This is a genomic window from Arenimonas sp. (assembly GCF_041913985.1).
Lineage (GTDB): Bacteria > Pseudomonadota > Gammaproteobacteria > Xanthomonadales > Xanthomonadaceae > Arenimonas.
Genome location: NZ_JAYSEG010000004.1, coordinates 1 through 26,313 on the forward strand (window position 1 = coordinate 1; position 26,313 = coordinate 26,313).

General features: G+C 71.3%; 22 protein-coding genes, 1 other RNA gene and 1 pseudogene. 3 read left to right on the forward strand and 21 right to left on the reverse strand.

The genetic code is table 11. The features are described from left to right. Nucleotides 1-108: 108 nt before the first annotated feature. From ACE3Q2_RS02040 to ACE3Q2_RS02050, 3 genes are all read right to left on the reverse strand, one after another. On the reverse strand, nucleotides 109-1,059 hold the full coding sequence (locus ACE3Q2_RS02040) for a Nudix family hydrolase (RefSeq protein WP_374472375.1): 951 nt from the start codon (nucleotides 1,057-1,059) through the stop codon (nucleotides 109-111). A gap of 18 nt (nucleotides 1,060-1,077) precedes the next feature. Beyond that, nucleotides 1,078-3,822: a preprotein translocase subunit SecA gene (secA, locus tag ACE3Q2_RS02045; protein ID WP_231695558.1), complete on the reverse strand. Its 2,745-nt coding sequence runs from the start codon at nucleotides 3,820-3,822 to the stop codon at nucleotides 1,078-1,080. Between the two features lie 130 nt (nucleotides 3,823-3,952). Further along, nucleotides 3,953-4,867 carry a M23 family metallopeptidase gene (locus tag ACE3Q2_RS02050; RefSeq protein ID WP_374472377.1) on the reverse strand — a complete coding sequence of 305 codons (915 nt, stop codon included), beginning with the start codon at nucleotides 4,865-4,867 and terminating at the stop codon, nucleotides 3,953-3,955. On the opposite strand from ACE3Q2_RS02050, the gene ACE3Q2_RS02055 reads away from it, so the two are divergent. Next, on the forward strand, nucleotides 4,851-5,357 hold the full coding sequence (locus ACE3Q2_RS02055) for a DciA family protein (RefSeq protein WP_374472379.1): 507 nt from the start codon (nucleotides 4,851-4,853) through the stop codon (nucleotides 5,355-5,357). The genes ACE3Q2_RS02050 and ACE3Q2_RS02055 overlap by 17 nt on opposite strands. Before the next feature lie 69 nt (nucleotides 5,358-5,426). Here the strand turns inward: ACE3Q2_RS02055 and lpxC are convergent, their stop codons facing one another. The 18 genes and pseudogenes from lpxC to rsmI form a co-directional block, all read right to left on the reverse strand. Beyond that, on the reverse strand, nucleotides 5,427-6,338 hold the full coding sequence (gene lpxC / locus ACE3Q2_RS02060; RefSeq protein WP_043804737.1) for a UDP-3-O-acyl-N-acetylglucosamine deacetylase: 912 nt from the start codon (nucleotides 6,336-6,338) through the stop codon (nucleotides 5,427-5,429). Nucleotides 6,339-6,839: 501 nt separating this feature from the next. Then, nucleotides 6,840-7,883: pseudogene (gene ftsZ, locus ACE3Q2_RS02065) on the reverse strand (cell division protein FtsZ); the annotation flags it as partial. 82 nt (nucleotides 7,884-7,965) lie between these two features. Next, a complete protein-coding gene (gene ftsA / locus ACE3Q2_RS02070; protein ID WP_043804740.1) occupies nucleotides 7,966-9,201 on the reverse strand; it encodes a cell division protein FtsA in 1,236 nt (411 codons plus the stop codon). Beyond that, nucleotides 9,198-9,923, reverse strand: coding sequence for a cell division protein FtsQ/DivIB (locus ACE3Q2_RS02075; RefSeq protein ID WP_374472382.1), 726 nt, complete (start codon nucleotides 9,921-9,923; stop codon nucleotides 9,198-9,200). Before ACE3Q2_RS02075 ends, ftsA begins: the two co-directional genes overlap by 4 nt. Continuing rightward, nucleotides 9,920-10,885, reverse strand: coding sequence for a D-alanine--D-alanine ligase (locus ACE3Q2_RS02080; RefSeq protein ID WP_374472384.1), 966 nt, complete (start codon nucleotides 10,883-10,885; stop codon nucleotides 9,920-9,922). Before ACE3Q2_RS02080 ends, ACE3Q2_RS02075 begins: the two co-directional genes overlap by 4 nt. Continuing rightward, on the reverse strand, nucleotides 10,882-12,315 hold the full coding sequence (gene murC, locus ACE3Q2_RS02085; RefSeq protein WP_231695563.1) for a UDP-N-acetylmuramate--L-alanine ligase: 1,434 nt from the start codon (nucleotides 12,313-12,315) through the stop codon (nucleotides 10,882-10,884). The genes ACE3Q2_RS02080 and murC overlap by 4 nt, the downstream gene beginning before the upstream one ends. Then, a complete protein-coding gene (murG, locus tag ACE3Q2_RS02090; RefSeq protein WP_374472387.1) occupies nucleotides 12,312-13,397 on the reverse strand; it encodes an undecaprenyldiphospho-muramoylpentapeptide beta-N-acetylglucosaminyltransferase in 1,086 nt (361 codons plus the stop codon). The genes murC and murG overlap by 4 nt, the downstream gene beginning before the upstream one ends. Beyond that, nucleotides 13,394-14,704, reverse strand: a complete 1,311-nt coding sequence (gene ftsW / locus ACE3Q2_RS02095) for a putative lipid II flippase FtsW (RefSeq protein WP_374472389.1) — start codon at nucleotides 14,702-14,704, stop codon at nucleotides 13,394-13,396. Before ftsW ends, murG begins: the two co-directional genes overlap by 4 nt. Before the next feature lies 1 nt (nucleotide 14,705). Continuing rightward, the gene (gene mraY / locus ACE3Q2_RS02100; RefSeq protein ID WP_231695566.1) at nucleotides 14,706-15,788 is read right to left on the reverse strand and encodes a phospho-N-acetylmuramoyl-pentapeptide-transferase; all 1,083 of its coding nucleotides are present in this window, start codon (nucleotides 15,786-15,788) and stop codon (nucleotides 14,706-14,708) included. After that, nucleotides 15,778-17,160 (reverse strand): UDP-N-acetylmuramoyl-tripeptide--D-alanyl-D-alanine ligase, encoded by a 1,383-nt coding sequence (gene murF / locus ACE3Q2_RS02105; RefSeq protein ID WP_374472391.1) that lies wholly within the window; start codon nucleotides 17,158-17,160, stop codon nucleotides 15,778-15,780. Before murF ends, mraY begins: the two co-directional genes overlap by 11 nt. Continuing rightward, on the reverse strand, nucleotides 17,157-18,632 hold the full coding sequence (locus ACE3Q2_RS02110) for a UDP-N-acetylmuramoyl-L-alanyl-D-glutamate--2,6-diaminopimelate ligase (protein WP_374472394.1): 1,476 nt from the start codon (nucleotides 18,630-18,632) through the stop codon (nucleotides 17,157-17,159). Before ACE3Q2_RS02110 ends, murF begins: the two co-directional genes overlap by 4 nt. Further along, entirely contained in the window at nucleotides 18,629-20,398 is a 1,770-nt protein-coding gene (locus ACE3Q2_RS02115) for a peptidoglycan D,D-transpeptidase FtsI family protein (RefSeq protein WP_374472396.1), read from the reverse strand. The genes ACE3Q2_RS02110 and ACE3Q2_RS02115 overlap by 4 nt, the downstream gene beginning before the upstream one ends. Then, complete coding sequence (ftsL, locus tag ACE3Q2_RS02120; RefSeq protein WP_374472538.1) at nucleotides 20,395-20,658, reverse strand: cell division protein FtsL; 264 nt, start codon at nucleotides 20,656-20,658, stop codon at nucleotides 20,395-20,397. The genes ACE3Q2_RS02115 and ftsL overlap by 4 nt, the downstream gene beginning before the upstream one ends. A 2-nt stretch (nucleotides 20,659-20,660) precedes the next feature. After that, complete coding sequence (gene rsmH / locus ACE3Q2_RS02125; protein WP_374472541.1) at nucleotides 20,661-21,605, reverse strand: 16S rRNA (cytosine(1402)-N(4))-methyltransferase RsmH; 945 nt, start codon at nucleotides 21,603-21,605, stop codon at nucleotides 20,661-20,663. A 14-nt stretch (nucleotides 21,606-21,619) separates the two neighbouring features. After that, nucleotides 21,620-22,063, reverse strand: coding sequence for a division/cell wall cluster transcriptional repressor MraZ (gene mraZ, locus ACE3Q2_RS02130; RefSeq protein ID WP_043804759.1), 444 nt, complete (start codon nucleotides 22,061-22,063; stop codon nucleotides 21,620-21,622). A 304-nt stretch (nucleotides 22,064-22,367) separates the two neighbouring features. Next, nucleotides 22,368-22,721, reverse strand: an RNA gene (gene rnpB / locus ACE3Q2_RS02135) — RNase P RNA component class A. A 39-nt stretch (nucleotides 22,722-22,760) separates the two neighbouring features. Then, nucleotides 22,761-23,285, reverse strand: coding sequence for a hypothetical protein (locus ACE3Q2_RS02140; protein WP_374472399.1), 525 nt, complete (start codon nucleotides 23,283-23,285; stop codon nucleotides 22,761-22,763). After that, a complete protein-coding gene (gene rsmI / locus ACE3Q2_RS02145) occupies nucleotides 23,282-24,115 on the reverse strand; it encodes a 16S rRNA (cytidine(1402)-2'-O)-methyltransferase (RefSeq protein WP_374472401.1) in 834 nt (277 codons plus the stop codon). Before rsmI ends, ACE3Q2_RS02140 begins: the two co-directional genes overlap by 4 nt. A 61-nt stretch (nucleotides 24,116-24,176) precedes the next feature. Between rsmI and ACE3Q2_RS02150 the strand changes: the two genes are divergently transcribed. Together ACE3Q2_RS02150 and ACE3Q2_RS02155 are read left to right on the forward strand one after the other, a co-directional pair. After that, nucleotides 24,177-25,913 (forward strand): penicillin-binding protein activator, encoded by a 1,737-nt coding sequence (locus tag ACE3Q2_RS02150; protein WP_374472403.1) that lies wholly within the window; start codon nucleotides 24,177-24,179, stop codon nucleotides 25,911-25,913. Further along, nucleotides 25,897-26,265, forward strand: coding sequence for a YraN family protein (locus ACE3Q2_RS02155; protein ID WP_374472405.1), 369 nt, complete (start codon nucleotides 25,897-25,899; stop codon nucleotides 26,263-26,265). Before ACE3Q2_RS02150 ends, ACE3Q2_RS02155 begins: the two co-directional genes overlap by 17 nt. Nucleotides 26,266-26,313: the final 48 nt, after the last annotated feature.

Consider the following 26,313-nt stretch of genomic DNA (forward strand, 5'->3'; position numbering starts at 1 on the left):
CCCCCCCCCCCCCCCCAACCCCCCCACAAAACCCAACCACCGCGGGGATCCCCCCGCCCCCCCCGCCGGGATCCGGGGGGGGCCACCCCCCGCTCCTACAGGGGGCCCTCAACGCGGCCAGAAGGCCCGGATGCCCGCCACGCCCTGCCCGCCGTGCCGGCGCGCCGTGGCCACGTCGGCGGGGCGCATTCCGCCCAGGGCGTAGATCGGCAGCGACACCGCTTCGCGCAGCGCCGCGAACCGGTCCCAGCCCAGGGGCGCGGCCCCCGGATGGCTCTCGGTGGCCCGCACGGGGCCAAGGACGGCGAAATCCAGGCCCAGGCGCTCCGCATGGGCCAGTTCGTCCGCATCGTGGCAGGAGGCTCCCACGAGCTGCCCTGGCGGCAGCGGACGCGCCTGCAGGCCCATCAGCTGGCTGGAGCGCAGGTGCAGGCCCAGGCCCAGGTCGGCGGCCAGGCCGGGTTCGCCGTTGACCAGCAGTTCGGCGCCGGCGGCGTGGCAGCGGGTGCGGGCGTCCATGGCCAGGTCGGCCAGGGCGCGCGGCGGCAGGCCGCGGGCGCGCAACTGGATGCGGCGGATGCCGGCCTTCAGCGCCTTCTCCAGCTTGGCCAGCCACGCGGCCGGGTCTTCCGGCTCCGGGCTGATGAGGTAGCGCGCCGGGCTGGTCAGGGCCGCCACGACGGGGCGGTCGGCCGGGGGCATGGGGTAGTCGCGCAGCTTCTCGGGCGGGGTCCAGGCCAGGGCCTGGCGCTCGCGGCCGCGGGGCGTGCCCTCGAAGGCGGTGACGGTGTAGACGTCCAGCACGATGCGTTTGGACGGGTAGGCCTGGGGCACCGCCACCAGCGGTTCGGCCCCCACCACGCGGATGCCCAGCTCTTCGTGCAGTTCGCGGTCGAGCGCCTGCAGCGCGGTTTCGCCCGGCTCCACCTTGCCGCCCGGGAACTCCCAGGCGCCGGCCAGGTCGCGCCCGGCGGTGCGCCGGGCCAGCAGGATCCGGCCGCGGGCGTCCCGGAGGACGGCCGCGACCACGTGCACGGGCTTAGGTCGGTCGGCGGGCATCCGGCCGGGGTTCCTCGGTCAGTCGAGCTTGCCGTGGCACTGCTTGAACTTCTTGCCGCTGCCGCAGGGGCAAGGGTCGTTGCGGCCGACCTTGGGCTCGTCGCGGGTGAAGGTGCCGGCCAGCACGCCCTGGCCTTCCGCGGCCAGCGCCTGGGCCTGGGCGGCCTCGTCCTCGGTGCCGTAGCCGCCCGTCTCCGGGTGCTGGAACTGCATCTTGCGCTCCTGCGCCGCCAGGCGCTGGCGCTCGGCGGCCTCCATCGCGGCGACCTCCTCCTCGTTGCGGATGCGCACGCGGGCCAGCAGCGACACCACTTCCAGCTTCACCTTGTCGAGCATCTCGGTGAACAGCTCGAAGCTCTCGCGCTTGTACTCCTGCTTCGGCTGCTTCTGCGCGTAACCGCGCAGGTGGATGCCCTGGCGCAGGTAGTCCATGCGCGCCAGGTGCTCCTTCCAGTTCTGGTCGAGCACGTTGAGCATCAGGTGCTTTTCCAGGTGGCGCATCATCTCGGGGCCCAGCTGGGCCTGCTTGTCGGCGAACAGGCGCTCGCCGGCCTGCTGCACCAGCTCGAGGATGCGGTCGGCGTCGATCGCCTCCTCGGTCTTGGCCGGGCCCTGCAGGTCGACCACCAGGCCGTATTCGTCGGCCAGGGTGCGCTCGAGCAGCGGCAGGTCCCACTGCTCGTCGATGGAATCGGCCGGCACGTGGCGGCGGGTGATCTCGGCCAGAACGTCCTCGCGGATGGCGTTGACCGCCTCTTCCACCGAGTCGGACTCCAGCAGCTCGTTGCGCTGCTGGTAGATGACCTTGCGCTGGTCGTTGGCGACGTCGTCGAAGTCGAGCAGGTTCTTTCGGATGTCGAAGTTGTGCGACTCGACCTTGCGCTGGGCGTTCTGAATCTGCTTGGTGACCAGGCCCGACTCGATGACGTCGTCTTCCTTCATGCCCATGCCGCGCATCGCCTTCTGCACCCAGTCGGCGGCGAAGATGCGCATCAGGTTGTCTTCGAGCGAGAGGTAGAAGCGCGACGAACCCGGGTCGCCCTGGCGGCCGGCGCGGCCGCGCAGCTGGTTGTCGATGCGGCGGCTCTCGTGGCGTTCGGTGCCGATGATGTGCAGGCCGCCCAGGGCCTTCACCTCGTCGTGGCGCTTCTGCCAGTCGGCCTTCACGCGGGCCTTGTCGGCGTCGCTGGCGCCTTCGCCGAGCGCGTGCAGCTCGGCCTCGAGCGAACCGCCGAGCACGATGTCGGTGCCGCGGCCGGCCATGTTGGTGGCGATGGTGACCGCCTTCGGGCGGCCGGCGTTGGCGACGATCTGCGCCTCGCGCTCGTGCTGCTTGGCGTTGAGCACCTCGTGCGGGATGCCGGCCTTCTTGAGCTGGGTGGCCAGCAGTTCCGAGGTTTCGATCGAGGTGGTGCCCACCAGCACGGGCTGGCCGCGCGAGTAGCAGTCCTTGATGTCCTCGATCACCGCGTTGAACTTGGCCGGGCGGGCCAGGTAGACCAGGTCGGCGTGGTCCTTGCGCACCATCGGGCGGTGGGTCGGGATGACCACCACTTCGAGGCCGTAGATGGTCTGGAACTCGTAGGCCTCGGTGTCGGCCGTGCCGGTCATGCCGCCGAGCTTGGCGTACATGCGGAAGTAGTTCTGGAAGGTGATCGAGGCCAGCGTCTGGTTCTCGCGCTGGATCGGCACGCCTTCCTTGGCCTCCACCGCCTGGTGCAGGCCGTCGGACCAGCGGCGGCCCGGCAGGGTGCGGCCGGTGAACTCGTCGACGATCACCACCTCGCCGTCGCGGACGATGTAGTCCACGTCGCGCTGGTAGATGGCGTGCGCGCGCAGCGCGGCGTTGAGGTGGTGCACCACGGCCAGGTTGTTGCCGGAGTACAGGCTGTCGCCCTCGGCGATGATGCCGGCCTCGCGCAGCAGCTCCTCGGCGTGCTCCATGCCCTGCTCGGACAGGTGGGCCTGCTTGCCCTTCTCGTCCACCCAGAAGTCGCCCTCGCCGGTTTCCGATTCCTGCTTGATCAGCTTGGGAACGACGCGGTTGACCTTGATGTAGAGCTCGGGCGATTCGTCGGCCGGGCCGGAGATGATCAGCGGGGTGCGGGCCTCGTCGATGAGGATCGAGTCCACCTCGTCGACGATGGCGAAGAACTGGCCGCGCTGGAAGCGGTCTTCCTTGGCCAGCGCCATGTTGTCGCGCAGGTAGTCGAAGCCGTATTCGTTGTTGGTGCCGTAGGTGATGTCGGCGGCGTAGGCGCCCTTCTTGTCGGAATGCGGCATGCCCGGGTAGACCACGCCGACGCTCATGCCCAGGAAGTTGTACAGGCGGCCCATCCAGGCCGAGTCGCGCTTGGCCAGGTAGTCGTTCACCGTCACCACGTGCACGCCCTTGCCGGCGAGCGCGTTGAGGTAGGTGGGCAGGGTGGCCACGAGGGTCTTGCCTTCGCCGGTGCGCATCTCGGCGATGCGGCCCGAGTGCAGCACCATGCCGCCGATCAGCTGCACGTCGTAGTGGCGCAGGCCGAGGACGCGGCGGGACGCCTCGCGGCAGACCGCGAAGGCTTCCGGCAGCAGGTCGTCGAGGCTGGCGCCGGCGGCGATGCGGGCGCGGAATTCATCGGTCTTGGCCCGGAGGGCGTCGTCGTCGAGCTTTTCCAGCCCCGGCTCGAGTGCGTTGATCTTGGCGACGTTCTTCTGGAACTGGCGGAGCAGTCGTTCGTTGCGGCTGCCGAAGATGCGGGTGAGCAAGCTGTTGAGCATTGGAAAAGCCGGTTGGTGGCGGGACGCGCAAGGCGCGCAAGCAAAAAGGCCGCGGCTGCCCGGGGGGCGTCGCGGCCGTCTAGTCTAACTTGGGGACGGTGGCCGGGGTATCAAGCCCCGGCCCGGAACCTCAGCCGCGCGCCTTGTCCAGGTACTGGCGCGGGTTCACCTGGCGGCCGTTGAGCTGCACTTCGAAGTGCAGGTGCGAGCCGGTGGAGCGGCCGGTGGAGCCGACCCTGGCGATCTGCTGGCCGGCGCGGACGATGTCGCCCGAGCGCACCAGGTTGGCGGAATTGTGGGCGTACAGCGTCTTGTAGCCGTTGCCGTGGTCGATTTCGACGACGTTGCCATAGCCGCTGCGCACGCCGGAGTAGCTCACCACGCCCTCGGCGGCGGCGGTCACCGGGTCGCCGGTGTTGGCGTCGATGTCGATGCCGGCGTGGTGGGCGCGGCCTCGGCCGAAGGGGTCGTTGCGGCCGCCGTAGCGCGACGAGATGTAGCCCGGCGCCGGCATGCCGGCCGGGGTGCGCTTGTTCTCGAGCTTCTGGTTGAACAGCATCGATTCGAGCACGGAGAGCTGGCGGCCCGAGTGCGCGAACTGCGCTTCCAGCGCGTCGAGGCTCGAGAGCAGGTCGCCGGCGGGCACGTCTTCGGCGGATTCGGCGCCGCCCTGGCCGGGCAGCTCGTTGAAGTTGAATTCGCCGTCCTTGAGCTTGCCCACCTGGGTCAGGCGGTCGCCAAGGGCGTTGAGGCGGTTGGCCTGGGCCTGCAGCTCGCCGACGCGGGCGGCGATGGCGTTGACCTCGAGCTGGGCCTCGTCGCGGGCGGCGGCGAGTTCACGCGCCTGCTGGTCGAATTCGGCCTGGAGCTTGGCGATCTCGGCGCGGGCCGCGCCATCGGCGCCGCGGGCCAGGAAGCCGGCGGTGAAGGCCAGGCCCAGGACCAGGGCGACGACGCCCAGCGCCGTGGCGGCCACCTTGGGCTGGTCGAACGCCAATTTCTTTGGCGAACGGAGGAAATTTGCTGCGATGATGACATTCATCATGTCTAAGCCACCCAAACCTTTCGTCCGCGGCGCCGCGCCACCGACCACCCTGCCCCCGCGCGCCTTGGAAGCGCTGTCCGGGACCGGGTTGGCCAGCGTGGTCGAACGCGCCCGTTGGCTGGGCGAACTCGACCCCGTGCTGCGCCAGAGTCTCCCCGCCACCTTGGCCGACCAGTGCAGGCTGGCCAACGTGGATGAAAAGAACGTGGTGTTCCTGGTCAGCGCGCCGGTCTGGAAGGCCAAGCTGCGGCTGCATGCCGATGCCCTGCTGGGCGCGGCGGCCGCGGCTGGGCTCAAGGCCAGGACGCTGGTGGTGAAGGTGGTGCCGCCGGAACCCGCCATCCCCGCAGGAACCGGCTCGTCGAAACCACTTTCCGAGGAGGTCCGCGATTCACTGCGGGCCACCGCCCAGTCGGTTTCGGACCCGGGGCTGAAGGCCCAGCTTCTGCGGCTGGCTGCCTCGACCCGGCCAAAGGCCGACGGGGCATGATGCCCCGTGGAACGTAGCGTGTCGTTAACCGGGCGTTAAATCCGCGTTAAGGCGCGGACGAAGCGGTGCTCAGACCGCCTGGGCCGGGTGCGCGTAGGAGATCGGCGCCAGGGCCGGGTCCTCGAAAGTCACTTCTTCCCAGGCCGAGGTGTCGGCGAGGAGGGCGCGCAGCAGCTGGTTGTTGAGCGCGTGGCCGGACTTGTAGCCGTAGAAGGCGCCGATCAGGCTGTGGCCCAGCAGGTACAGGTCGCCGATGGCGTCGAGGATCTTGTGCTTGACGAACTCGTCCTCGTAGCGGAGGCCGTCGTCGTTGAGCACGCGGTAGTCGTCGAGCACGATGGCGTTGTCCATCGAGCCGCCCAGCGCCAGGTTGCGCTCGCGCAGGAACTCGATGTCCTTCATGAAACCGAAGGTGCGGGCCCGGCTGACTTCCTTCACGAACGAGGTCGTGGAGAAGTCGATCTCGGTGCTCGAGGTCGCCTTGTTGAAGATCGGGTGCTGGAAGTCGATGGTGAAACCGACCTTGAAGCCCTCGAAGGGCTCGAAGCGGGCCCACTTGTCCCCGTCCTCGACCTTGATCGGCTTCTTGATGCGGATGAAGCGCTTGGCCTTGTTCTGCTCCTCGATGCCCGCCGACTGCAGCAGGAACACGAAGGGACCGGCCGAGCCGTCCATGATGGGCACTTCGGCCGTGGACAGGTCGACATAGGCATTGTCGATGCCGAGGCCGGCCATGGCGGAGAGCAGGTGCTCGATCGTCATGACCCGGACATTGCCCTCGACCAGCGCGGTGCAAAGGCTGGTGTCCCCGACGCGCTCGGCCTTGGCGTGGATCTCGACCGGCTGGTCGAAGTCGACGCGGCGGAACACGATGCCGGTGTCGGGCGCAGCCGGGCGCAGGGTCATGTAGACCTTTTCGCCGCTATGCAGGCCGACGCCGGTGGCGCGGATGACGTTCTTGAGGGTTCGCTGTCTGATCATTTTTGTGGCGGTCTCCGGGGCGGGAGCGCGCAAAACCGTCGAGGACGATAACACACCGGCCAACAAACGAAAACCTAACATTCAAACGCTTGTCTCGATTCTGCAACGATATTGGCATTTCCGGCCGGTCGTTGCACACCGGGACCCTCCCCTCCGGCCCGGAAAAGGGCCCGCCGGCGGACCGGCGGGCCAAGGTTTCCCGACCCCTGGGGACACTGCCCGCGGGCCCGGGGCCCGCGGCTGAAGCCCGGCCACCCGTCCCGGGCGACCGGTGGTGGCGGCCTGGCGCCTGGTCGGGCGCCGGCGGCCGCCGGGTACGGCTCAGTCCGCCTGGCGGCGCAGGAAGGCCGGGATGTCCAGGTAGCTGTGGTCGTTGCCCAGGCCCGACAGCGCCGTGTCGGCACCCGACACCGGCTCCGAGGCCCGGCCCGCCCGCAGGCCCAGGTGGCCGCCGGCGGTCGGCGCGGCGTTCACGTTGGCCATGGCGCTGTCGTCGTACATGCCGGTGGTGGCATTGCGGACGAGCTTCACCGGCGCCCGGTAGGTTTCCTTCTCCGGGGTCCGGACCGGCTGGCGCACCACGCCGCGGTTCAGGCCGGTGGCCACCACGGTCACGCGCACCTCGTCCTGCATCTCCGGGTCCAGCGAGGTGCCGATGACGACGGTGGCGTCCTCGGAGGCGAAGTCCTCGATGGTGCGGCCGATCTCGTCGAACTCGGCCATGGTGAAGTCCGGGCCGGCGGTGATGTTGACCAGCACGCCGTTGGCACCCGACAGGTTGACCTCGTCGAGCAGCGGGTTGGAGATGGCGGCCTCGGCGGCGGCCTGGGCGCGGTCGTCGCCGCGGGCGATGCCGGTGCCCATCATGGCCAGGCCCATCTCGGACATGACCGTGCGCACGTCGGCGAAGTCGACGTTGATCAGGCCCGGGCTGACGATCAGGTCGGCGATGCCCTTCACGGCGCCCAGCAGCACGTCGTTGGCGGCGCGGAAGGCCTGCACCATGGTGGCCTGGCGGCCGAGCACGGTGATCAGCTTCTCGTTCGGGATGGTGATCAGCGAGTCGCAGTGGTGGCTCAGCTCCTCGATGCCCTTGAGCGCCACCTGCATGCGGCGGCGGCCCTCGAACGGGAACGGCTTGGTGATGACCGCGACGGTCAGGATGCCCATTTCCTTGGCCAGCTGGGCCACGACCGGGGCCGCGCCCGTGCCGGTGCCGCCGCCCATGCCGGCGGTGATGAACACCATGTCGGCACCCTCCAGGGCCTCGACGATGCGCTCGCGGTCCTCGAGCGCGGCCTGGCGGCCGACCTCGGGGTTGGCGCCGGCGCCCAGGCCCTTGGTGACGTTGCTGCCCAGCTGCAGCTGCAGCTTGGCGCCGCACTGCTTGATGGCCTGCGCGTCGGTGTTGGCGGTGATGAACTCAACGCCCTCCACGCCCGCGTTCACCATGTGCGCCACGGCGTTGCCGCCGCCGCCGCCCACGCCCACCACCTTGATCACCGCATTGGGTGCCAGCTTCTCGATCAGTTCGAAATGTGCCATGTCCTCGTCCTCCGTGATTCGAATCCAGGGATTGCTATAGGTTGTTGTTATTCGGGTGTCGCGGTTGTTGCATCGACGCGGTTCAGAACTCACCTCGGTACCAGTTCTTGAACTTCGTCCAAATCGTCCCGGCCTTGCCGGCCGACAGGGCCGGGCGGCGCGGGTTTTCAATCTGGCTGCCCCAGAGCAGCAGGCCGACGCCGGTGGCGTGCACCGGGTTGCCGACCACTTCGCCCAGGCCGGACACGTGCTGGGGAATACCCACCCGCACCGGCATGTGCAGCATTTCCTCGGCGAGCTCGACCACGCCTTCCATGCGCGAGGCGCCGCCGGTGAGCACCAGGCCGGCGCGCACCAGCTCCTCGAAGCCGGAGCGGCGCAGTTCGGCCTGCACCATCTCGAAGATTTCCTCGTAGCGGTTCTGCACCGCCTCGGCCAGCGCCTGGCGGGCCAGGCGGCGCGGCGGGCGGTCGCCCACGCTGGGCACCTGGATCGATTCCTCGGCGGTGGCCAGCTGGGCCAGGGCGCAGGCATAGCGCACCTTGATCTGCTCGGCTTCCGGCGTGGGCGTGCGCAGCAGGTGGGCGATGTCGTTGGTGACCTGGTCGCCGGCGATCGGCAGCGAGGCGGAATGGCGGATCGCGCCCTGCACGAACACCGCGATGTCGGTGGTGCCGGCGCCGATGTCCACCAGCACCACGCCCAGCTCCTTCTCGTCGCTGGTGAGCACGGCGGTGCTGGACGCCAGCGAGCTCAGGATCAGGTCGTCCACCTGCAGGCCGCAGCGCTGCACGCACTTCATCACGTTGCTGGCGGCCGACTGCGCGCCGGTGACCAGGTGCGCGCGCACTTCCAGGCGCACGCCGCTCATGCCCACCGGGTTGCGGATGCCTTCCTGGGAGTTGTCGACGATGTATTCCTGCGGGATGGCGTGCAGGATCTTCTGGTCGGCCGGCACGGCCACGGCCTTGGCGGCCTCGAGCACGCGGTCGAGGTCGGCGTAGGTCACCTCGCCGCCCGCCACCGGCACGATGCCGGGCGAGTTGCGGCACTGGGTGTGGCTGCCGGAAATCGAGGCGTAGACCGAGCGGATCTCGCAGCCGGCCATCAGCTCGGCTTCTTCCACCGCGCGCTGGATGGACTGCACGGTGGATTCGATGTCCACCACCACGCCGCGCTTCATGCCGCGCGATTCGTGCGAGCCGATGCCGATCACCTCGATCTCGTGGCCGGGCGAATATTCACCCACCAGCGCGGTGACCTTCGAGGTGCCGATGTCGAGGCCGACGATCAGCGACTTGTCGCCCTTGCGATTCATGTGTTTCCTTCCTGCGGGGTGGGCGCGGGAGCGTCCTGCCAGACGATCGCGAAGCCATTGGTGTAGCGGAGGTCGGCACGCGCCACGCGGCGGGCCTGGTCGGCGCGCAGCTGCGGCAGCATCCGCGCGAAGCGGGCCAGGCGGGCCTGCGGGTCGCCGCGCCCTGCCTCGATCTCGGTGCCGTCGTCGAGCAGCAGCGTCCAGCTGCCGCGGGCGCTCAGGCGCACCACCTCGACCTTCAGGCCCAGCGGCAGGAACAGCGGCCGCGCCAGGCTGTAGAGCGACATCAGTTCGGAGGCGCGGTCTTCCGGGCCTTCGAAACGCGGCAGGCCGGCACCGGCGCCTTCCGGCGCGGCGAACAGTTCACCGTCCTCGGAGAGCATCCGGTCCTCGCCCCAGCGCGCCACCGGGGTGTGTTCGCTCAGGCTCACTTCCAGGCGGTCGGGCCAGCGCTTGCGTACCTCGACCTTCTCGACCCAGGGCAACGCGGCCACGGCGGCGCGCACGCGGTCGAGGTCCACGGCGAAGAAGCCGTCGCGCACCATCGGCAGCACGGCCTCGCGCACGGCGGCCTCGTCCACCTGACGGAACTCGCCGGTGACGGCGAGGCGGCGCATCGGCCAGCGCTCGCCGGCGATCCAGCCATTGAGCACCGCCACCACGGGCAGGGCCACCAGGCCGATCGCCAGGATCCACGCAGCGATGCGCAACAGGGCGTTCATGCGCCGGCGCCCTCCTTCGGCAGGCTGGTCTCGAGCACGCGCCAGCACAGCTCCTCAAAGCCGATGCCGAGCTGGCCGGCGGCCTTGGGCACCAGCGAATGGCTGGTCATGCCCGGCGCGGTGTTCACCTCGAGCAGGTAGTTGTTGCCGGCGGCGTCGCGCATCACGTCCACGCGGCCCCAGCCGCTGCAGCCGGCGGCGCGGAAGGCGGCCAGCGCAAGCGCGCGGATGCCGGCCTCGGCCTCGCCTTCCAGGCCCGGGCACAGGTACTGGGTGTCTTCGGCCTGGTATTTGGCGTGGTAGTCGTAGTACTCGCCGGCCGGCACGATGCGGATGCTCGGCAGCGCGATGTCACCCAGGATGCCGACGGTATATTCGCCACCCACGATGAGCTGCTCCATCAGCAGTTCGCCCGGGTAGGCCGCGGCCAGCGCGACGGCGGCGTCGAGGCCGGCGTCGTCGAACACGCGCGACACGCCCACGCTGGAGCCTTCGCAGGAGGGCTTCACGATCACCGGCAGGCCCAGCGAACGGGCGGCGGCGTGCACGTCGTCGCCCTTGGCCAGGCGCACGTAGCGCGGCGTCGGCAGGCCCAGCGCCAGCCACACCTGTTTGGTGCGGATCTTGTCCATGCCGAGCGCCGAGCCCAGCACGCCGGAGCCGGTGACCGGCACGCCCAGCGCCTCGCACAGGCCCTGCAGCACGCCGTCTTCGCCCCCGCCCTTGTTGCCGTGCAGGATGTTGAACACGCGGTCGAAGCGCTTGGCCACCAGCGCCTGCACCAGCGCCGGGATGCCGTCCACGGCGTGCGCGTCGACGCCGCGGGACTGCAGCGCGGCCAGCACGTTGCGGCCGGAATCAAGCGACACCTCGCGCTCGGCGCTGGTGCCGCCCATCAGCACCGCCACGCGGCCGAAGGCGCGGGCGTCGGTGCAGCGCAGCGGGGGAACGGTCGGCGTCATGCCTGGGTCACTCCTTTGATGCCGTGGGCCGCGAGTTCCGCGGCGACGTGGCCGATGTCGCCCGCGCCCATCACCAGCAGCAGGTCGCCGTCGGCCAGCACGTCGGCCAGCACGCGCGGCAGCTCGCGGGCGGTGCCCGCCAGGACGGGGTCGATGCGGCCGCGGGCGCGGATGGCGCGGGCCAGCGACTTGGCGTCGGCGCCGGCGATGGGCGCCTCGCCCGCCGGGTAGACGTCGGTGAGCAGCACCGCGTCGGCGCTCGAAAGCACGGCGGCGAAATCGTCGAACAGGTCGCGGGTGCGGCTGTAGCGGTGCGGCTGGAAGGCCACCACCAGGCGGCGCTCCGGCCAGCCACCGCGGGCCGCGGCGAACACGGCCTCGAGCTCGCGCGGGTGGTGGCCATAGTCGTCCACCAGCAGCGCCTTGCCGCGGCCGAAGTCGAGTTCGCCCTTGAGGTTGAAGCGGCGGCCGATGCCCTGGAACTTCTCCAGCGCGGTGGCGATGGCGGCCGGCGTGACGCCCAGCTGCCAGCCGATGGCGGCGGCGGCCAGCGCGTTGAGCACGTTGTGCGCGCCCGGCAGGTTGAGCGTGACCGCCTGCGGTTCGGCCTCGGGCAGGTGCAGGGTGAAACGCATGCACGGGCCGTCCTGGCGCACGTCGGTGGCGCGCACGTCGGCCGGCTCGCGGATGCCGTAGGTGACCAGGTGGCGCGGCGTCAGCGCGGCCAGCGCGGCCACTTCCGGGTCGTCCACGCACAGCACGGCCAGGCCGTAGAACGGCAGGCGGTGCAGGAATTCGTTGAAGGCAGCCTGCACCCGGGCGAAGTCGCCGCCGTAGTTCTCGAGGTGGTCGGCGTCGATGTTGGTGACCACGGCCACCAGCGGGTTCAGGCGCAGGAAGCTGCCGTCGCTCTCGTCGGCCTCGGCCACCAGCCACTGGCCGCCGCCCAGGCGCGCGTTGGCGCCGGCAGAGAGCAGCTGGCCGCCGATCACGAAGGTCGGGTCCAGGCCGCCCTCGCTGAGCACGCTTGCGACCAGCGAGGTGGTGGTGGTCTTGCCGTGGGTGCCGGCGATGGCGATGCCGCGCTTGAAGCGCATCAGCTCGGCCAGCATCTCGGCGCGCGGCACCACCGGGATGCGGCGCGCGTGGGCCGCCACCAGCTCCGGGTTGTCGGCCTTGATGGCGCTCGAGACCACGACCACGTCGGCGCCTTCCACGTGCGCGGCGGCGTGGCCTCGGTGGATGCTGGCGCCCAGAGAAGCGAGGCGGCGGGTGGCGGCAGAATCGTTCGCGTCGGAGCCGGACACCTGGTAGCCCAGGGTCACCAGCACTTCGGCGATGCCGCTCATGCCGACGCCGCCGATGCCGATGAAGTGCACGCGCGGGAAGGCGCGGGCCAGGTCGCCGGTGTTCTGCAGGCGGCGGATCATGCGCGGGCCTCCTCGAGCACGATGCCGGCGACGCGCGCGGCGGCGTCGGCGTGGGCGATGCCGCGCGCGGCGCGGGCCATGGCCAGGCGCGCGCCGGCGTCGGGCAGCAGGCGCGCGGTGGCAGCGGCCATGCGCTCGGCGAAGCCCTCGCCTTCCGGCACCAGCACGGCGGCGCCGGCTTCGACCAGGTATTCGGCGTTGCGGGTCTGGTGGTCGTCCACCGCGGCCGGGAACGGCACCAGCACCGAACCGACGCCGGCGGCGCAGAGCTCGGCCAGGGTCAGCGCGCCGGCGCGGCAGACCACCAGGTCGGCCCAGGCGTAGGCGGCGGCCATGTCGGCGATGAAGGGTTCGACGCTGGCGGCGACGCCGGCTTCGGCGTAGATCGCGCGGGTGGCCTCGGCGTGGCGCTCGCCGCACTGGTGGCGAACTTCCGGGCGCTGCGTGGCGGGCACGCCCGCCAGCACCTTCGGCAGCACCTTGTTGAGCGCGTGCGCGCCCTGGCTGCCGCCCAGCACCAGCAGGCGCGCCGGGCCGGCGCGGCCCTGCAGGCGTTCGGCCGGCGCGGGCACGGCGGCGATCTCGGGGCGCACCGGATTGCCCACGACTTCCGCGCGGCCGGCCGGGAAGGCGCCGGGGAAACCACACAGCACGCGGCGCGCCAGGCGCGATAGCACGCGGTTGGTGAGGCCGGGCGCGCGGTTCTGTTCGTGCACCAGCAGCGGGCGGCGCAGCAGCCAGGCGCACAGGCCGCCCGGGCCCGCGGCGTAACCACCGAAGCTCAGCACCGCGCGCGGGCGCAGCCGGCGCACGATGGCCAGCGCCTGGCCGATCGAACGCAGCAGCAGGAACGGCGCCTTGAGCAGGGTCAGCGCGCCCTTGCCGCGCAGACCCGAGACGCTGATGGTTTCGATGGCGATGCCGGCGGGCGGCACCAGCCGGGTTTCCATGCCGCCGGCCGAGCCCAGCCAGACCACCGGCACCGCGCGCTCGCGCAGCGCCGCGGCCACGGCCAGGCCGGGGAAGATGTGGCCGCCGGTGCCGCCGGCCAGGATCAGCACGGGTGCGTTCGCGGCCGTCATGCCACCGCCCCGATCTTGGGTTCGATGCGCGGGCGCGAGCCGCGCGGGCCCGCGGCCACCGGGGCCGCCGCGGCAGGCGACGGCGACGGCAGCGGTTCCTCGCGGCCTTCGCCGTCCGGCATCGCCGCGCCGGCACCGCGCAGGCGCGCCACCTGGCGCTCGGCGCGGTCGAGCTCGTAGCTCACGCGCAGCAGCAGGCCGATGGCCACGCAGGTGCCCAGCACGCTCGAGCCGCCCGAGGACACCAGCGGCAGGGTCAGGCCCTTGGTCGGCAGCAGGCCCAGGTTCACGCCGATCGAAACGAAGGCCTGCAGGCTGATCCACAGGCCCACGCCGAAGGCGCAGAAGCCGGCGAAGTAGCGGCGCATCTCCACGGCGCGCAGGCCCAGGCGGAAGGTGCGCCAGGAGAACAGCGCGAATACCGCGATGATGCCCACCGAACCCACGAAGCCGAGCTCCTCGGCCGTGACCGAGAAGATGAAGTCGGTGTGCGCCTCGGGCAGGTAGAACAGCTTCTGCACGCTGCCGCCCAGGCCCACGCCGAACCACTCGCCGCGGCCGATGGCGATCAGCGCCTGCGTCAGCTGGAAGCCGTCGTCGAACGGGTCGGCCCAGGGATTGAGGAAGGACTTCAGGCGCGCCACGCGATAGGGCGCGGCCACCGCGATGGCGGCCAGCGCCGGCAGCGCCAGCGCGGCGATCGCCAGCAGGTGCTGGATGCGCGCGCCGCCCAGCCAGACCATGCCGCCGGTGATGGCCAGGATCAGCGCGGCCGAGCCGAAGTCCGGCTGCACCAGCAGGAAGGCCACGATCAGGCCGGCGATGCCCAGCGGCTTGAGCAGGGTGGACCACTTCTGGCCGATCTCGTCGCGGTAGCGCACCACGTAGCTGGCCATCCAGATGATCAGCAGCACCTTCACCGCCTCGACCGCCTGGAACTTCGACACGCCCAGGTTGATCCAGCGCTGGGCGCCGTTGACGCTGTGGCCGATGCCCGGCAGGAACACCGCCAGCAGCAGCAGGAAGCAGCCCAGCAGAAGCACGTGGTTGTACTTCTCGATCAGCTTGAGCTCGGTGCGCATCACCGCGAAGGCCAGGCCCATGCCGAGGCCCAGGAACAGCACGTGGCGGGTGACGAAATAGAACGGCCCGACGTTGAGCCCCTCGGCGATGGCGATCGAGCTCGAGGCCACCATCACCACGCCGAAGGCCGCCAGCAGCAGCGACAGGCCCAGCAGCACCGGGTCGTAGCGGCCGCCGATGGCGTCGAGCTTGGTGGCCTGGGTGCGGTCGTCGGTGAAGGCCATGTCAGCGCACCTTCAGGGTGGCGAGGCCGACCAGCACGAGCATCACCGAGATGATCCAGAAGCGCACGATCACGCGCGGCTCCGGCCAGCCCTTGAGCTCGAAGTGGTGGTGGATGGGCGCCATGCGGAACACGCGCTTGCCGGTGAGCTTGAAGCTGGCGACCTGGATCATCACCGACAGCGTCTCGATCACGAAGATGCCGCCCATCAGCACCAGGATGGCTTCCTGGCGCACGATCACGGCGATGGTGCCGAGCACGGCGCCCAGCGCCAGCGCGCCGATGTCGCCCATGAACACCATGGCCGGGTAGGTGTTGAACCACAGGAAGCCCAGGCCGGCGCCGGCGATGGCCGCGCAGAAGATGGTGATCTCGCCGGCGCCCGGTATGGCCGGGATCTGCAGGTACTGCGAGAACACCGCGTTGCCCGAGGCGTAGGCGAAGATGCCCAGCGCCGCCGCCACCAGCACCGTCGGCATGATGGCCAGGCCGTCCAGGCCGTCGGTCAGGTTCACGGCGTTCGAGAAGCCGACGATCCAGAAGTAGGCCAGCACCACGAACAGGCCGCCCAGCGGGATGGCCACGTCCTTGAGCAGCGGCAGGAACAGCGTGGTGTTGTTGGCGTGGTCGGCGGTGAAATACAGCACCAGCGCCGCCACCAGGCCGAACAGCGACTGCAGCGCGTACTTGTGCCGCGACTTCAGGCCGTTCGGGTCGCGGCGCACGATCTTGATCCAGTCGTCGAGCCAGCCGATGGCGCCGAAGGCCACCATCACCGCCAGCAGCACCCAGACGTAGCGGTTGCGCAGGTCGGCCCAGAGCAGGGTCGAGAGCGTGATGGTGAGCAGGATCAGCGCGCCGCCCATGGTGGGCGTGCCGGCCTTGGAGAAGTGCGACTGCGGGCCGTCGGTGCGGATCGGCTGGCCGCCCTTGAGCTTGGCCAGCCGCGCGATCACGCGCGGGCCCAGCCACAGCGAGAGCAGCAGCGCCGTCAGCGCGCCCAGGATGGCCCGGAAGGTGATGTAGCCGAACAGCGGCGGCATCCAGCCCATCTCGTACAGCCAGCGGGCGAGTTCAAGCAGCATCGGTGGCGCCTCCTTGCCGGTCGGCGGCCAGCAGCGCGGCCACCACCTTGTCCATCGCGCTCGAGCGCGAACCCTTCACCAGGCAGCGCAGCCCGGCCGGGGCGGCGCGCAGCGCCGGCCCCAGCGCGGCCAGCAGGCCGGCCTGGTCCTTGAAATGCGCGGCGCCGTCGCCGAAGGCGCGGCTGGCCTCGGCGCTGAGCGCGCCCACCGTCCACAGCCGCTTCAGGCCGGCGCGGCGCGCGCGTTCGCCCACTTCGGCGTGCAGCACGGCGGCGCCCTCGCCCAGCTCCATCATGTCGCCCAGCACCAGCCAGGCCTCGCCGCCCGCCTCGGCCAGCGCGGCGATGGCCGCACCCACCGAACCCGGGTTGGCGTTGTAGCTGTCGTCCACCAGCACCACGCCGTTCGTCAGGCGGTGGGGCACCTGCCGGCCCGGCACCGCGGGCGCCGACTGCAGGCCTTCGACCACGTGCTGCAGGGTCGCGCCGGCGCCCAGCGCCAGGCCCGCCGCGGCGAGTGCGTTCATCACGCTGTGGCGGCCGGCCAGCGGCAGCACCACGTCGGCGTCGCCGGCCGGGGTGTGCAGGCGGAAGGCCGAGGATTCGGGCGACAGGCGGATGGCGCTGGCGCGCAGCTCGGCGTCGTTCTCCAGGCCGAAGCGCAGCACGCGACGGCCGCCGATGCGCTGCAGGAACCAGGGCGCGAAGGCGTCGTCGGCGTTGACCACCGCCACGCCGTCGTCGGGCAGCGCCTCGTAGATGGCGCCCTTGGTCTCGGCGATGCCCAGCAGGCTGCCCATGCGCTCGATGTGCGCCGGCATGATGTTGTTCACCAGCGCCACCTGCGGCGGGGCGATGGAGGCCAGGTAGGCGATGTCGCCCGGCTGGCCGGCGCCCATTTCGTAGATGGCGAAACGCGCGTCTTCCGGCGCGTCCAGCACCGCGAGCGGCAGGCCGATCTCATTGTTGCGGTTGCCCGGGTTGGCGTAGGCCAGGCCGGCGCGCGAGAGGATGGACAGCACCAAGGTCTTCACCGAGGTCTTGCCGTTGCTGCCGGTGAGCGCCACCACCACCGCCGGGCGGCCCTGCTGCACGCCGGCGGCGAGTTCGCCGAGCGCGTCCTGGGTGTCGGCGCACAACACCTGCGGCAGCGGGCAGTCCACTTCGCGGTGCACCAGCAGCGCCACGGCGCCGTTGGCCATGGCCTGTTCGGCGTGCGCGTGGCCGTCGTGGCGCTCGCCGCGCAGGGCCACGAACAGGCTGCCGGGGCCCAGCGTGCGGGTGTCGGTGCTGACCGAACGGATCTCCACGTCGGCGCCGAGGTGGCGGCCTTCGACCCAGCGGGCCACCTGCGAGAGCATCAGCGGCCTCACGGCGCACGCTCCAGCAGGGCGCGCGCCACCTGCAGGTCGTCGAACGGGTGCTTCACGCCGGCCACTTCCTGGTAAGGCTCGTGGCCCTTGCCGGCCACCAGGACCACGTCGCCCGCGCCGGCGCCATTGAGCGCCTCGGCGATGGCGAGCGCGCGGTCGCGCTGCACGGTGACGGCGTCGCGGCGGCTGAAACCGGCCAGGATGCCGGCGACGATGGCGTCGCCATCCTCGCCGCGCGGGTTGTCGTCGGTGACCACCACGCGGTCGGCGCCGGCCTGGGCGATGGCCGCCATCAGCGGGCGCTTGCCGGCATCGCGTTCGCCGCCGCAGCCGAACACGCAGGTGAGGCGGCCCGGGGTGTGTTCGCGCAGCCCGGCCAGGGCCTGCTGCAGCGCGTCCGGGGTGTGCGCGTAATCCACCACCACCAGCGGCCGGCCGTTTTCACCGCCGACGCGGCTCATGCGGCCACCCACCGGCGACAGCCGCGGCAGCATCGCCGCCACGTCGGCCAGCGACCAGCCCAGGGCGCGCAGCGTGCCGGCCACGGCCAGCAGGTTGTCCACGTTGAAGCGGCCCAGCAGCGGCGAAGCTACGGCGTGGCGTTCGCCGGCTTCGGCCAGGACGAAACGCAGGCCTTCCGGCGCGAGCACCACGTCTTCGGCACGCAGCGTGGCGTCGGCCGCGCCGCGCGCGCTCACGCCGATACGGCGCACGCCGCGGGCATCCAGGCCCAGGCGGGCGCCGAAGGGGTCGTCCAGGTTCACCACCATGGCCTGCAGCGTCGGCCAGGCGAACAGTCTGGCCTTGGCGGCGCCGTAGGCTTCCATGGTGCCGTGGAAGTCGAGGTGGTCGCGGGTGAGGTTGGTGAACACCGCCACCCGGAAGGCCACGGCGTCCACGCGGCCCTGCTCGAGCGCGTGCGAGGACACTTCCATGGCCACGTGGGTCGCGCCCTGGTCGCGCATTTCCGCCAGCAGGCGGTGCACGGCGATCACGTCGGGCGTGGTGCGCTCGCCCGGCACCACGCGGCCATGCAGGCCGGCGCCCAGGGTCCCGATGCTGCCGGCGGTGGCGCCGGCCAGGCTCAGCGCCTGCGCCAGCAGCTGCACGGTGGAGGTCTTGCCGTTGGTGCCGGTGACGCCCACCAGCTGCACCGAACGCGAGGGCGCGTCGTAGAAACGGTCGGCCAGTTCGCCCTGGTGGCCGCGCAGGCCCGGCACTTCGACCGCGTTGGCCGGCAGCGCCTGGCCTTCCGGCGCCGGGGCTTCGAACAGGATGACGCTGGCGCCGGCGGCTTCGGCTTGGCCGGCATGGCGCAGGCCGTGCGTGCTGGCACCCGCGAGCGCGACGAAGGCGTCGCCGGTGCGCAGCGCGCGGCTGTCGGCGGACAGGCCGGTGACCACCGGGTCGAAGCCCGGCGGCGGCGTGGCGATGCCGCGCAGCAGCGCGTGCAGGGGCATGGCGCGCGTCACGGCGCACCTCCCGCGGGTGCCGCGGCGGGCGCGGCGGGCGCGGCCGGGGCAGCGGCCGGCGCCGCCGGCTTGGCCTTGGCCTGCGCGGCGAACCACTGCTCGATGTTGTCGGGCGGCACGTCCATCAGGCGCAGCGCGCCGTCCATGACGCGGTGGAACACCGGCGCCGCCACCGCGCCGCCGCCGTATTCCAGGCCCTGCGGCTCGTGGATGACCACGGCCATGGCGAAACGCGGCTGGCTGGCCGGCACCACGCCAACGAACACCGCGACGTGGCGCTTGGCGGCGTAACCGCCAGCAGCGGCCTTGCGCGAGGTGCCGGTCTTGCCGGCCACGCGGTAGCCCAGCACGGCGGCGCGCCGCGCCGTGCCTTCGGGGCCAATTACCGTCTCAAGCATGCCCATCAGCTGCTTCGCGATGGTCGGGTCGATGATCTGCGTGCCCTCGCCCGCGCCGCCCTTCACGAAGGTGGGCTCCATCACCCGGCCGCCGTTGCCGATGGCGGCGTAGGCGCGCGCCAGCTGCAGCGGCGTCACCGACAGGCCGTAGCCATAGGAAATGGTGGCCTTCTCGGTCGGGCCCCAGCGGTTCGGCGCCGGCAGCACGCCGGCCAGCTCTCCCGGGAAGCCACTGCCGCTGCGCTGGCCCAGGCCGAAGCGGGTGTACATGTCGTACTGATGCTCGGCGGTGAGCTCGTTGGACACCTTGATGGCGCCGACGTTCGAGCTCTTGGTCAGGATGCCGGTGAGGGTGAGCGTGCCGTAGTTGCGGAAGTCGCGCGGCGTATAGCCGCCCGGCAGCGAGATGTAGCCCGGCGCGGTCTCGATCAGCGAATCGGGGGTGAACTTGCCCGCCTCCAGCGCCGCGGCGATGGTGAGTGCCTTCATCACCGAGCCCGGCTCCACCACGTCGGTGACCGCGCGGTTGCGGCGCGATTCGGCGTCGGCGCCGACGCGCGAATTCGGGTTGTAGGACGGCAGGTTCACCATCGCCAGTACTTCGCCGGTGGGCACGTCCAGCACCACCACCGAGCCGCTGGTGGCGCCGGTTTCCACCAGCGCGGCCTTGAGCTCGCGGTAGGCCAGGTACTGGATGCGGCGGTCGATGGACAGCGCCAGGTCCTTGCCTGGCTCGGCGGCCTCGACCAGATCCACGTTCTCGACGATGCGGCCGCGGCGGTCGCGGATGACGCGCTGGCTGCCCGGCTTGCCGGTAAGCCAGTCGTTGAACGCCAGCTCCAGGCCTTCCTGGCCGATGTCGTCGATGTTGGTGAAGCCCAGCACGTGCGCCATCACCTCGCCGTGCGGGTAGAAGCGGCGGAACTCGCGCTGCGCGTACACGCCGGGGATGCCGAGGTCGGTGATGGTCTCGGCGATGTCCGGGTTGAGGTGGCGCTTGAGGTAGACGAACTCCTTGTCGGCGCGCTCGGAAACGCGGCGGGTGAGCACGTCCAGCGGCAGGTTCAGCGCCGAGGCCAGGGCCGGCAGGCGGTCCGGGTGCTGCAGCAGCTCCTTCGGGTTCGCCCAGATCGACTCCACCGGCGACGACACCGCCAGCGGCTCGCCGTTGCGGTCGGTGATCATGCCGCGCGAGGTGGCGATGGGGATCTCGCGCAGGAAGCGGGCGTCGCCCTGCTGCTGGTAGAACTCCTCGCTGATCACCTGCAGGTGCGCGGCGCGCGCCACCAGCACGATGAAGCAGGCGCCGAGGATGCCGCCGACCACCAGCAGGCGGTTGCGCGGGCTGTAGTTGCTACGCGCGCTCATGGCTGCAGCACCACGATGTCTTCGTCGGTCGGGAACTTCATGCCGATCCGGGCACCGGCCACCTGCTCGATGCGGTTGGCCTCCGACCAGGTGGCCTGCTCGAGCTGCAGCCGGCCGAATTCGATGTTGAGCTCGTCGCGCTCGTTCTCCAGCGTGCTCAGCGCGATGTAGGCCTGGCGGTGCAGGTGCCGCGACCAGACCACGCCGATGGCGCTGCCGATGACAGCCACCGAAAGCACCAGCAGCAGGAAGTGGCGCAGGCTCATGCTCTCCCCCCCGCCGGCAGCTTTTCGGCCACGCGCAGCACGGCGCTGCGGGCGCGCGGGTTGCTGGCGGTTTCCTCCGGCGTGGCGCGCTGGGCGCCGCCGAGGTCGAGCAGGTCGGGCGTGAACGCCACTTCCACCGGCATGCGGCGGTTGCCCGGGGGCGCCTTGGCGTGGCGGGCGATGAACTGCTTGACGATGCGGTCTTCCAGCGAATGGAAGCTGATCACCGCCAGCCGGCCGCCGGGCTTGAGCCGCGCCAGCGCGGCGTCGAGCCCGCGCTCGAGGTCTTCGAGCTCGCGGTTGATGAAGATGCGGATGGCCTGGAAGCTGCGGGTGGCCGGGTGGATCTTGCTGTCGCCGCGGCCGACCACCGAGGCGATCAGCTCGGCCAGCTGGGCGGTGCGCAGCAGCGGGGTCTCGTCGCGGCGGGCAACGATGGTGCGGGCGATCTTGCGGCTGAGCTTTTCCTCGCCGTAGGTCCACAGCACGTCGGCGATCTCGCGCTCGTCGGCGCGGGCCAGCCAATTGGCGGCGCTTTCGCCCGAGTCCGGGTCCATGCGCATGTCCAGCGGGCCGTCCTTGCCGAAGCTGAAGCCGCGCTCGGCGACGTCGAGCTGGGGCGAGGAGACGCCCAGGTCGAACAGCACGCCGTCCAGGCCGGGGGCGGTTTCATCCCAATTGGCGAGGTCGGCGAAGGAGCCGCGGTAGACGGCGACGCGCCCGTCCGCGCCGAAAAGCGCGTGGGCGGTGGCGATCGCTTCCGGGTCCTTGTCCATCACCAACAGCCGTCCATCCGGCCCCAGCCGGTCGAGCACCCCGCGCGCATGCCCGCCGCGTCCGAAGGTGCCATCGAGGTACCTGCCATTCCCCAACACGCGCAGGCCGTCCAGCACCTGGGCGTACATCACCGGGAGATGGCTGGGCTGCGACTGTTCCCGCATCCCGGCCACGCCCGTCACAGCCTGAGGTCGAGCATGTCCTCGCTGATCTCGTCTTCCCCGATGGTCTGACGGATCTGCGCGAGGTGCGCCTGCTCGCTCCACAATTCGAACTTCCCACCCATGCCGAGCAGCACGGCTTTCTTTTCAAGGCCCGCGGCGTGGCGGTGGCTGGCCGGCAGCGTCACGCGGCCGTTGCCGTCGGGCTCGACGATCGTGGCCGAGCCCACCAGCTTCAGCTGCAGGTTGCGCACGACCTTCTTGACGTTGGGCATGGCCATCACCTGGTCGCGCACGGTTTCCCACGCCGCTTCCGGGTAGAGCCACAGGCAGCCGGTTTCGTAGGGGTTGTAGGTGACGACCAGCCGGTTCCCGGCGCGCGCGACGACGTCGCGGACGGCGGTCGGGATCGCCAGCCGGCCCTTGTCGTCGATCGTGATCGCGGTTTCGCCCTGGAACATCGCTTCGGATCAGTCCTTGTCCACCCAAACCCACGAAAAACCCGGATTTCCCTCTGATGTCCACGTTAGACCCGCCCCCATGGGGTGTCAAGGACAAAATCAGGGGAAATTCGCTAGGTGGATCAAGACCTTGCGCGATACTTGAGAGTCTTGTTTAAGAACCATTCGGCAAGGCTTGTTTCACATGGATTTGATCCGGAAGCGTGAAACACATCGCAGAGCCGGCACCAGGAACGGCGCCGGCGCCGGCGCAGGCCGGCCGGGCCCCGGGCCGGGGCCGACTGCGCAAAAACGGGAGAGGAAGTGGCGGAGCCGGCCGCTAAGCCGGGTTCTGTCGTGGACAGTCATTCCTCTGGGACCTGCGTCACCGCAGGCCTCAAGCAGCCAACCCGGGTGCGGCACGAGCCATGCCATGGCACCCCTATTTGGCCTTGCTCCGGGTGGGGTTTGCCGTGCCCCGGGGCGTTGTCCCCCCGGGCGGTGGGCTCTTACCCCACCGTTTCGCCCTTACCACGCACCCTTGCGGGCCGTTCGGCGGTTTGTTTTCTGTTGCACTTTCCGTCGGCTCACGCCGCCCAGGCGTTACCTGGCACCCTGCTCTGTGGAGCCCGGACTTTCCTCGGCGCATTGCTGCGACGCGACTGTCTTGGCCGGCTCCGCCGCCGGGGATTGTCTCACAGCCGGGGCGCGCCGCCGTTCAGCGTCCGGAAGTGCCGGAAAACCGGCCCCGGCGCTCGCTGCGGCTGAACTCGAAGACGAAGGCCATGCGCAGCGGCACGGCCTTTTCCACCACGCCCTCGCCGGCGCAGTCCTCGTTCTTCTCGACGCCCGGCGGGAAGGTGCAGACGGCGGCCGCGGTGAATTCCCAGCGGCGCACCGCCTGCTCCACCGCGCGTTCGAACGGCGCCAGCGCGGGCAGCGCTTCCGGCGGGCACTGCGGGCCGCCGCGCAGCGGCGCCGTCCATGCGACCGCGCCGTTTTCGTCCACCACCAGCTCGGCGCACACGGTGGCGTTCTCGGGCCCGTCGGCGAGCAGTTCGGCGGGATAGTCCGGCAGCACGTCCGGGTTGAGGTGCGAGGCCATCAGGAACAGTTCCTGCGTCTGCATCTTCATCTGCGGCGCCATCGGCGGCAGGATCATTTCCGCGCCGACGCGCGTGCGCTGGCTGCCGGCGCAGGCCGAAAGCAGCAGCGCGGCAAGGATCGCGATTCCCTTCTTCACTCACCCCCCCCGTAAAGCGCCTTGCGCGGCGCACCGCTGATGTCGGCCGCCAGCTTCGCGGCCAGCGAGGGCTTGAGGTGCTCGGCGAGCTTGGCGTAGAGCCGCTGGCCTTCGAGCAGCTTCGCTTCGCCGTCGTCCTCGCAGCCGCGCACGACCAGCACGAATTCGCCCTTGCGCTGGTTTTCGTCGACGGCCACCTGCCCGGCGATGCCGCCCAGGGTGTCGCCGAGCACCGTTTCGAACAGTTTGGTGAGTTCACGCGCCAGCACCGCCTCGCGTTCGGGTCCGAACATCGCCACCAGGTCGGCCAGGCTTTCCTCGATGCGGTGTGAGCTTTCGTAGAACACCAGCGTGCGGGGTTCGCGCGAGAGCGCCGCCAGGCGTTCGCGCCGGGCCGAGGATTTCGCCGGCAGGAAACCTTCGAAGCAGAAGCGGTCGCTGGGGATGCCGGCCACCGACAGCGCCGCGATGGCAGCGCAGGCGCCGGGCACCGGCACCACCTTCAGGCCCGCCGCGCGCACCTCGCGCACCAGCCGGTAGCCGGGGTCGCTGACCAGCGGGGTGCCCGCGTCGGACACCAGCGCCAGGCGGTCGCCGGCCTTCAGGCGCTCCACCAGTTTCCAGGCCATGTCGGCCTCGTTGTGTTCATGCAGCGCCAGCAGCGGCCGCTCGATGCCGAGCGCGCCCAGCAGCTGGCGCGTGTGGCGGGTGTCCTCGGCGCAGATCGCGTCCACCTCGCCCAGCACGGCGCGCGCGCGGGCCGTCAGGTCGCCCAGGTTGCCGATCGGCGTCGCCACCACGTAAAGCGCCCCTGCCTGTGTCGTCGCCATGACCGCGCCCTCCTTGTGCACCGGGTATCATCTTACGCGGCATCCCACCCGGACCCCGACCATGCTGCGAACCGCCCCCCTGCTGCTCGCCCTCGCCCTGACCGCCGGCTGCGCCAGCGTGTCGGTGCAGAGCGAGCCCAGCGCCCCCCAGCGCTCCGCCGAACAGCTGGCCGAGGCCGGCCAGCATGCGGAAGCCGCGCAGGCCTGGACGCAGGTGGCCGAAGCGGGCCGCGGCAGCGCCCGCGACCGCGCCTGGCTGCAGGCCGCCGAACAGGCCCGCCTGGCCGGCGAACCCGAACAGATGCGCGCGGCATGGTCGCAGTCCAACCGTCGCAGGCTCGAAGGCAGCGACACCTGGCGCCACGACCTGATCGGCGCGCAGCTGCAGGTGGAAGCCGGCCGCGCCAACGAAGCCCTCGCCCTGCTCGGCCAGCCGCGCGACGCCGTGCCGGCCGCGCTGCGCGGGCGCTGGCACGCACTGCGCGCCGCGGCGCTGCAGGCCGCCGGCCGCGGTTTCGAAGCCGCCGGCGAGCTGGCCTGGCTCGACGCGCGGCTCGAGCGCAGCGAACGCGTGGACAACGCCCGCCGCATCGAGCGCCTGCTGGCCGCCGAATCCGACGCCAGCCTCGCGGCCAACAGCGCCGCGCTGCCGGTGGGCCACCCGCTGTACGCCTTCGCCGGACGCGCGCTGGGCCAGCGTGGCCTGCCGCTGCCGCGTCCCTACGACCGCGGCGCCGCGGCGCCCGGGCTCGCCACGCTGCCGCCGGCCGAAGCCGATGGCTACCGCCCGCCCGAGCGCCTGGCCGTGCTGCTGCCGCTCACCGGCCCGCTGGCCGCCGCCGGTACGCCGGTGCGCGACGGCGTGCTGGCCGGCTACTACGCCGAACAGCGCCGCCGCCCCGAGCTGCGCTTCTACGACACCGGCGCCGCCGGTGGCGTGGCCGACGCGCTGGCCAAGGCCAGCGCCGACGGCGCCCAGATGATCCTCGGCCCGCTCAGCCGCGACGAAGTGAACGCGCTGTTTGGCTCGCCGCAGCTGGTGCTGCCGGCGGTCGCGCTCAACCGCGGCAATATGCCGCCCCCGCCGGGCAGCGCCGCATTCGCGCTGGCGCCCGAGGACGAGGGCGTCGCCGCCGCCGACCGCCTGCTCGAGCGCGGCCTGCGCCGCGTGCTGGTGGTCACCCAGGCCGACGAAAACGCCCGCCGCGCGCTGGCCAGCTTCCGCGAGCGCCTTAAGGAGCGCGGCGGCGAAGTGGTCGGCGAAGTCACCGTGGACGAGAACAACCCCGACTACGTGCCGGCGCTCCAGCAGGCCACGGCCGGAATTCGCCCCGAGGCGCTGTTCCTGGCGCTGAAGGCGGCGCAGGCGCGCCTGCTCTCGAGCCAGGTCGAGCCCGCCGGCCTGGTGGGCGTGCCGCGTTTCGCCACCTCGCTGATCCTCTCGGGCGCGAACCTGCGCATGGACGTGGAGCTCGACGGCATCGAGTACCCGGAGCTGCCCTGGCTGATCGGCCTGCGCGGCGGCCTGCCCGACCCCGACACCATCGGCGACACCCTGCCCAGCGCGCAGGGCGGCGGCGCCCGCCTGTTCGCCTTCGGCGTGGACGCCTGGCGCCTGGCCGGTTACCTCGACCAGCTGGTGTCCGACCCGGGCGCGCAGGTGCGCGGCGCCACCGGCGAACTGCAGCTCGACCCGGTGGGCCAGGTGCAGCGCAAGCCGGCCTGGGCCGTGTTCAGCGGCGGCCGCCCGCGCCCGGCGCCGGACGGCGCGCTGCTGCCCGATGCCGGCACGCCCTGAGAAGCGCGCCACCGGCGACGCGGCCGAAGAGGCCGCGCGCCGCCTGCTCGAGGGCGAGGGCCTGCGCCTTATCGCCCGCAACGTGAACTACCGCTTCGGCGAACTCGACCTGGTGATGCGCGACGGCGACACCCTCGCCTTCGTGGAGGTGCGCTACCGCGCCGACGACCGCTACGGCGGCGGCCTGGCCTCGGTGGACCGGCGCAAATGCCGCCGCATCGCCCTCGCCGCCCGCGCCTGGCTGCAGCGACACCCGGCCCTGGCCGACGCGCCCTGCCGCTTCGACATCGTCGCCGCTTCTCCCGCCGGCCTCGAATGGCACCGCGGCGCCTTCACCCTCGATGATTTGTAAGAGCGGTTTTTGCCACGGATTTACGCGGATGAACGCGGATAGGGCAAA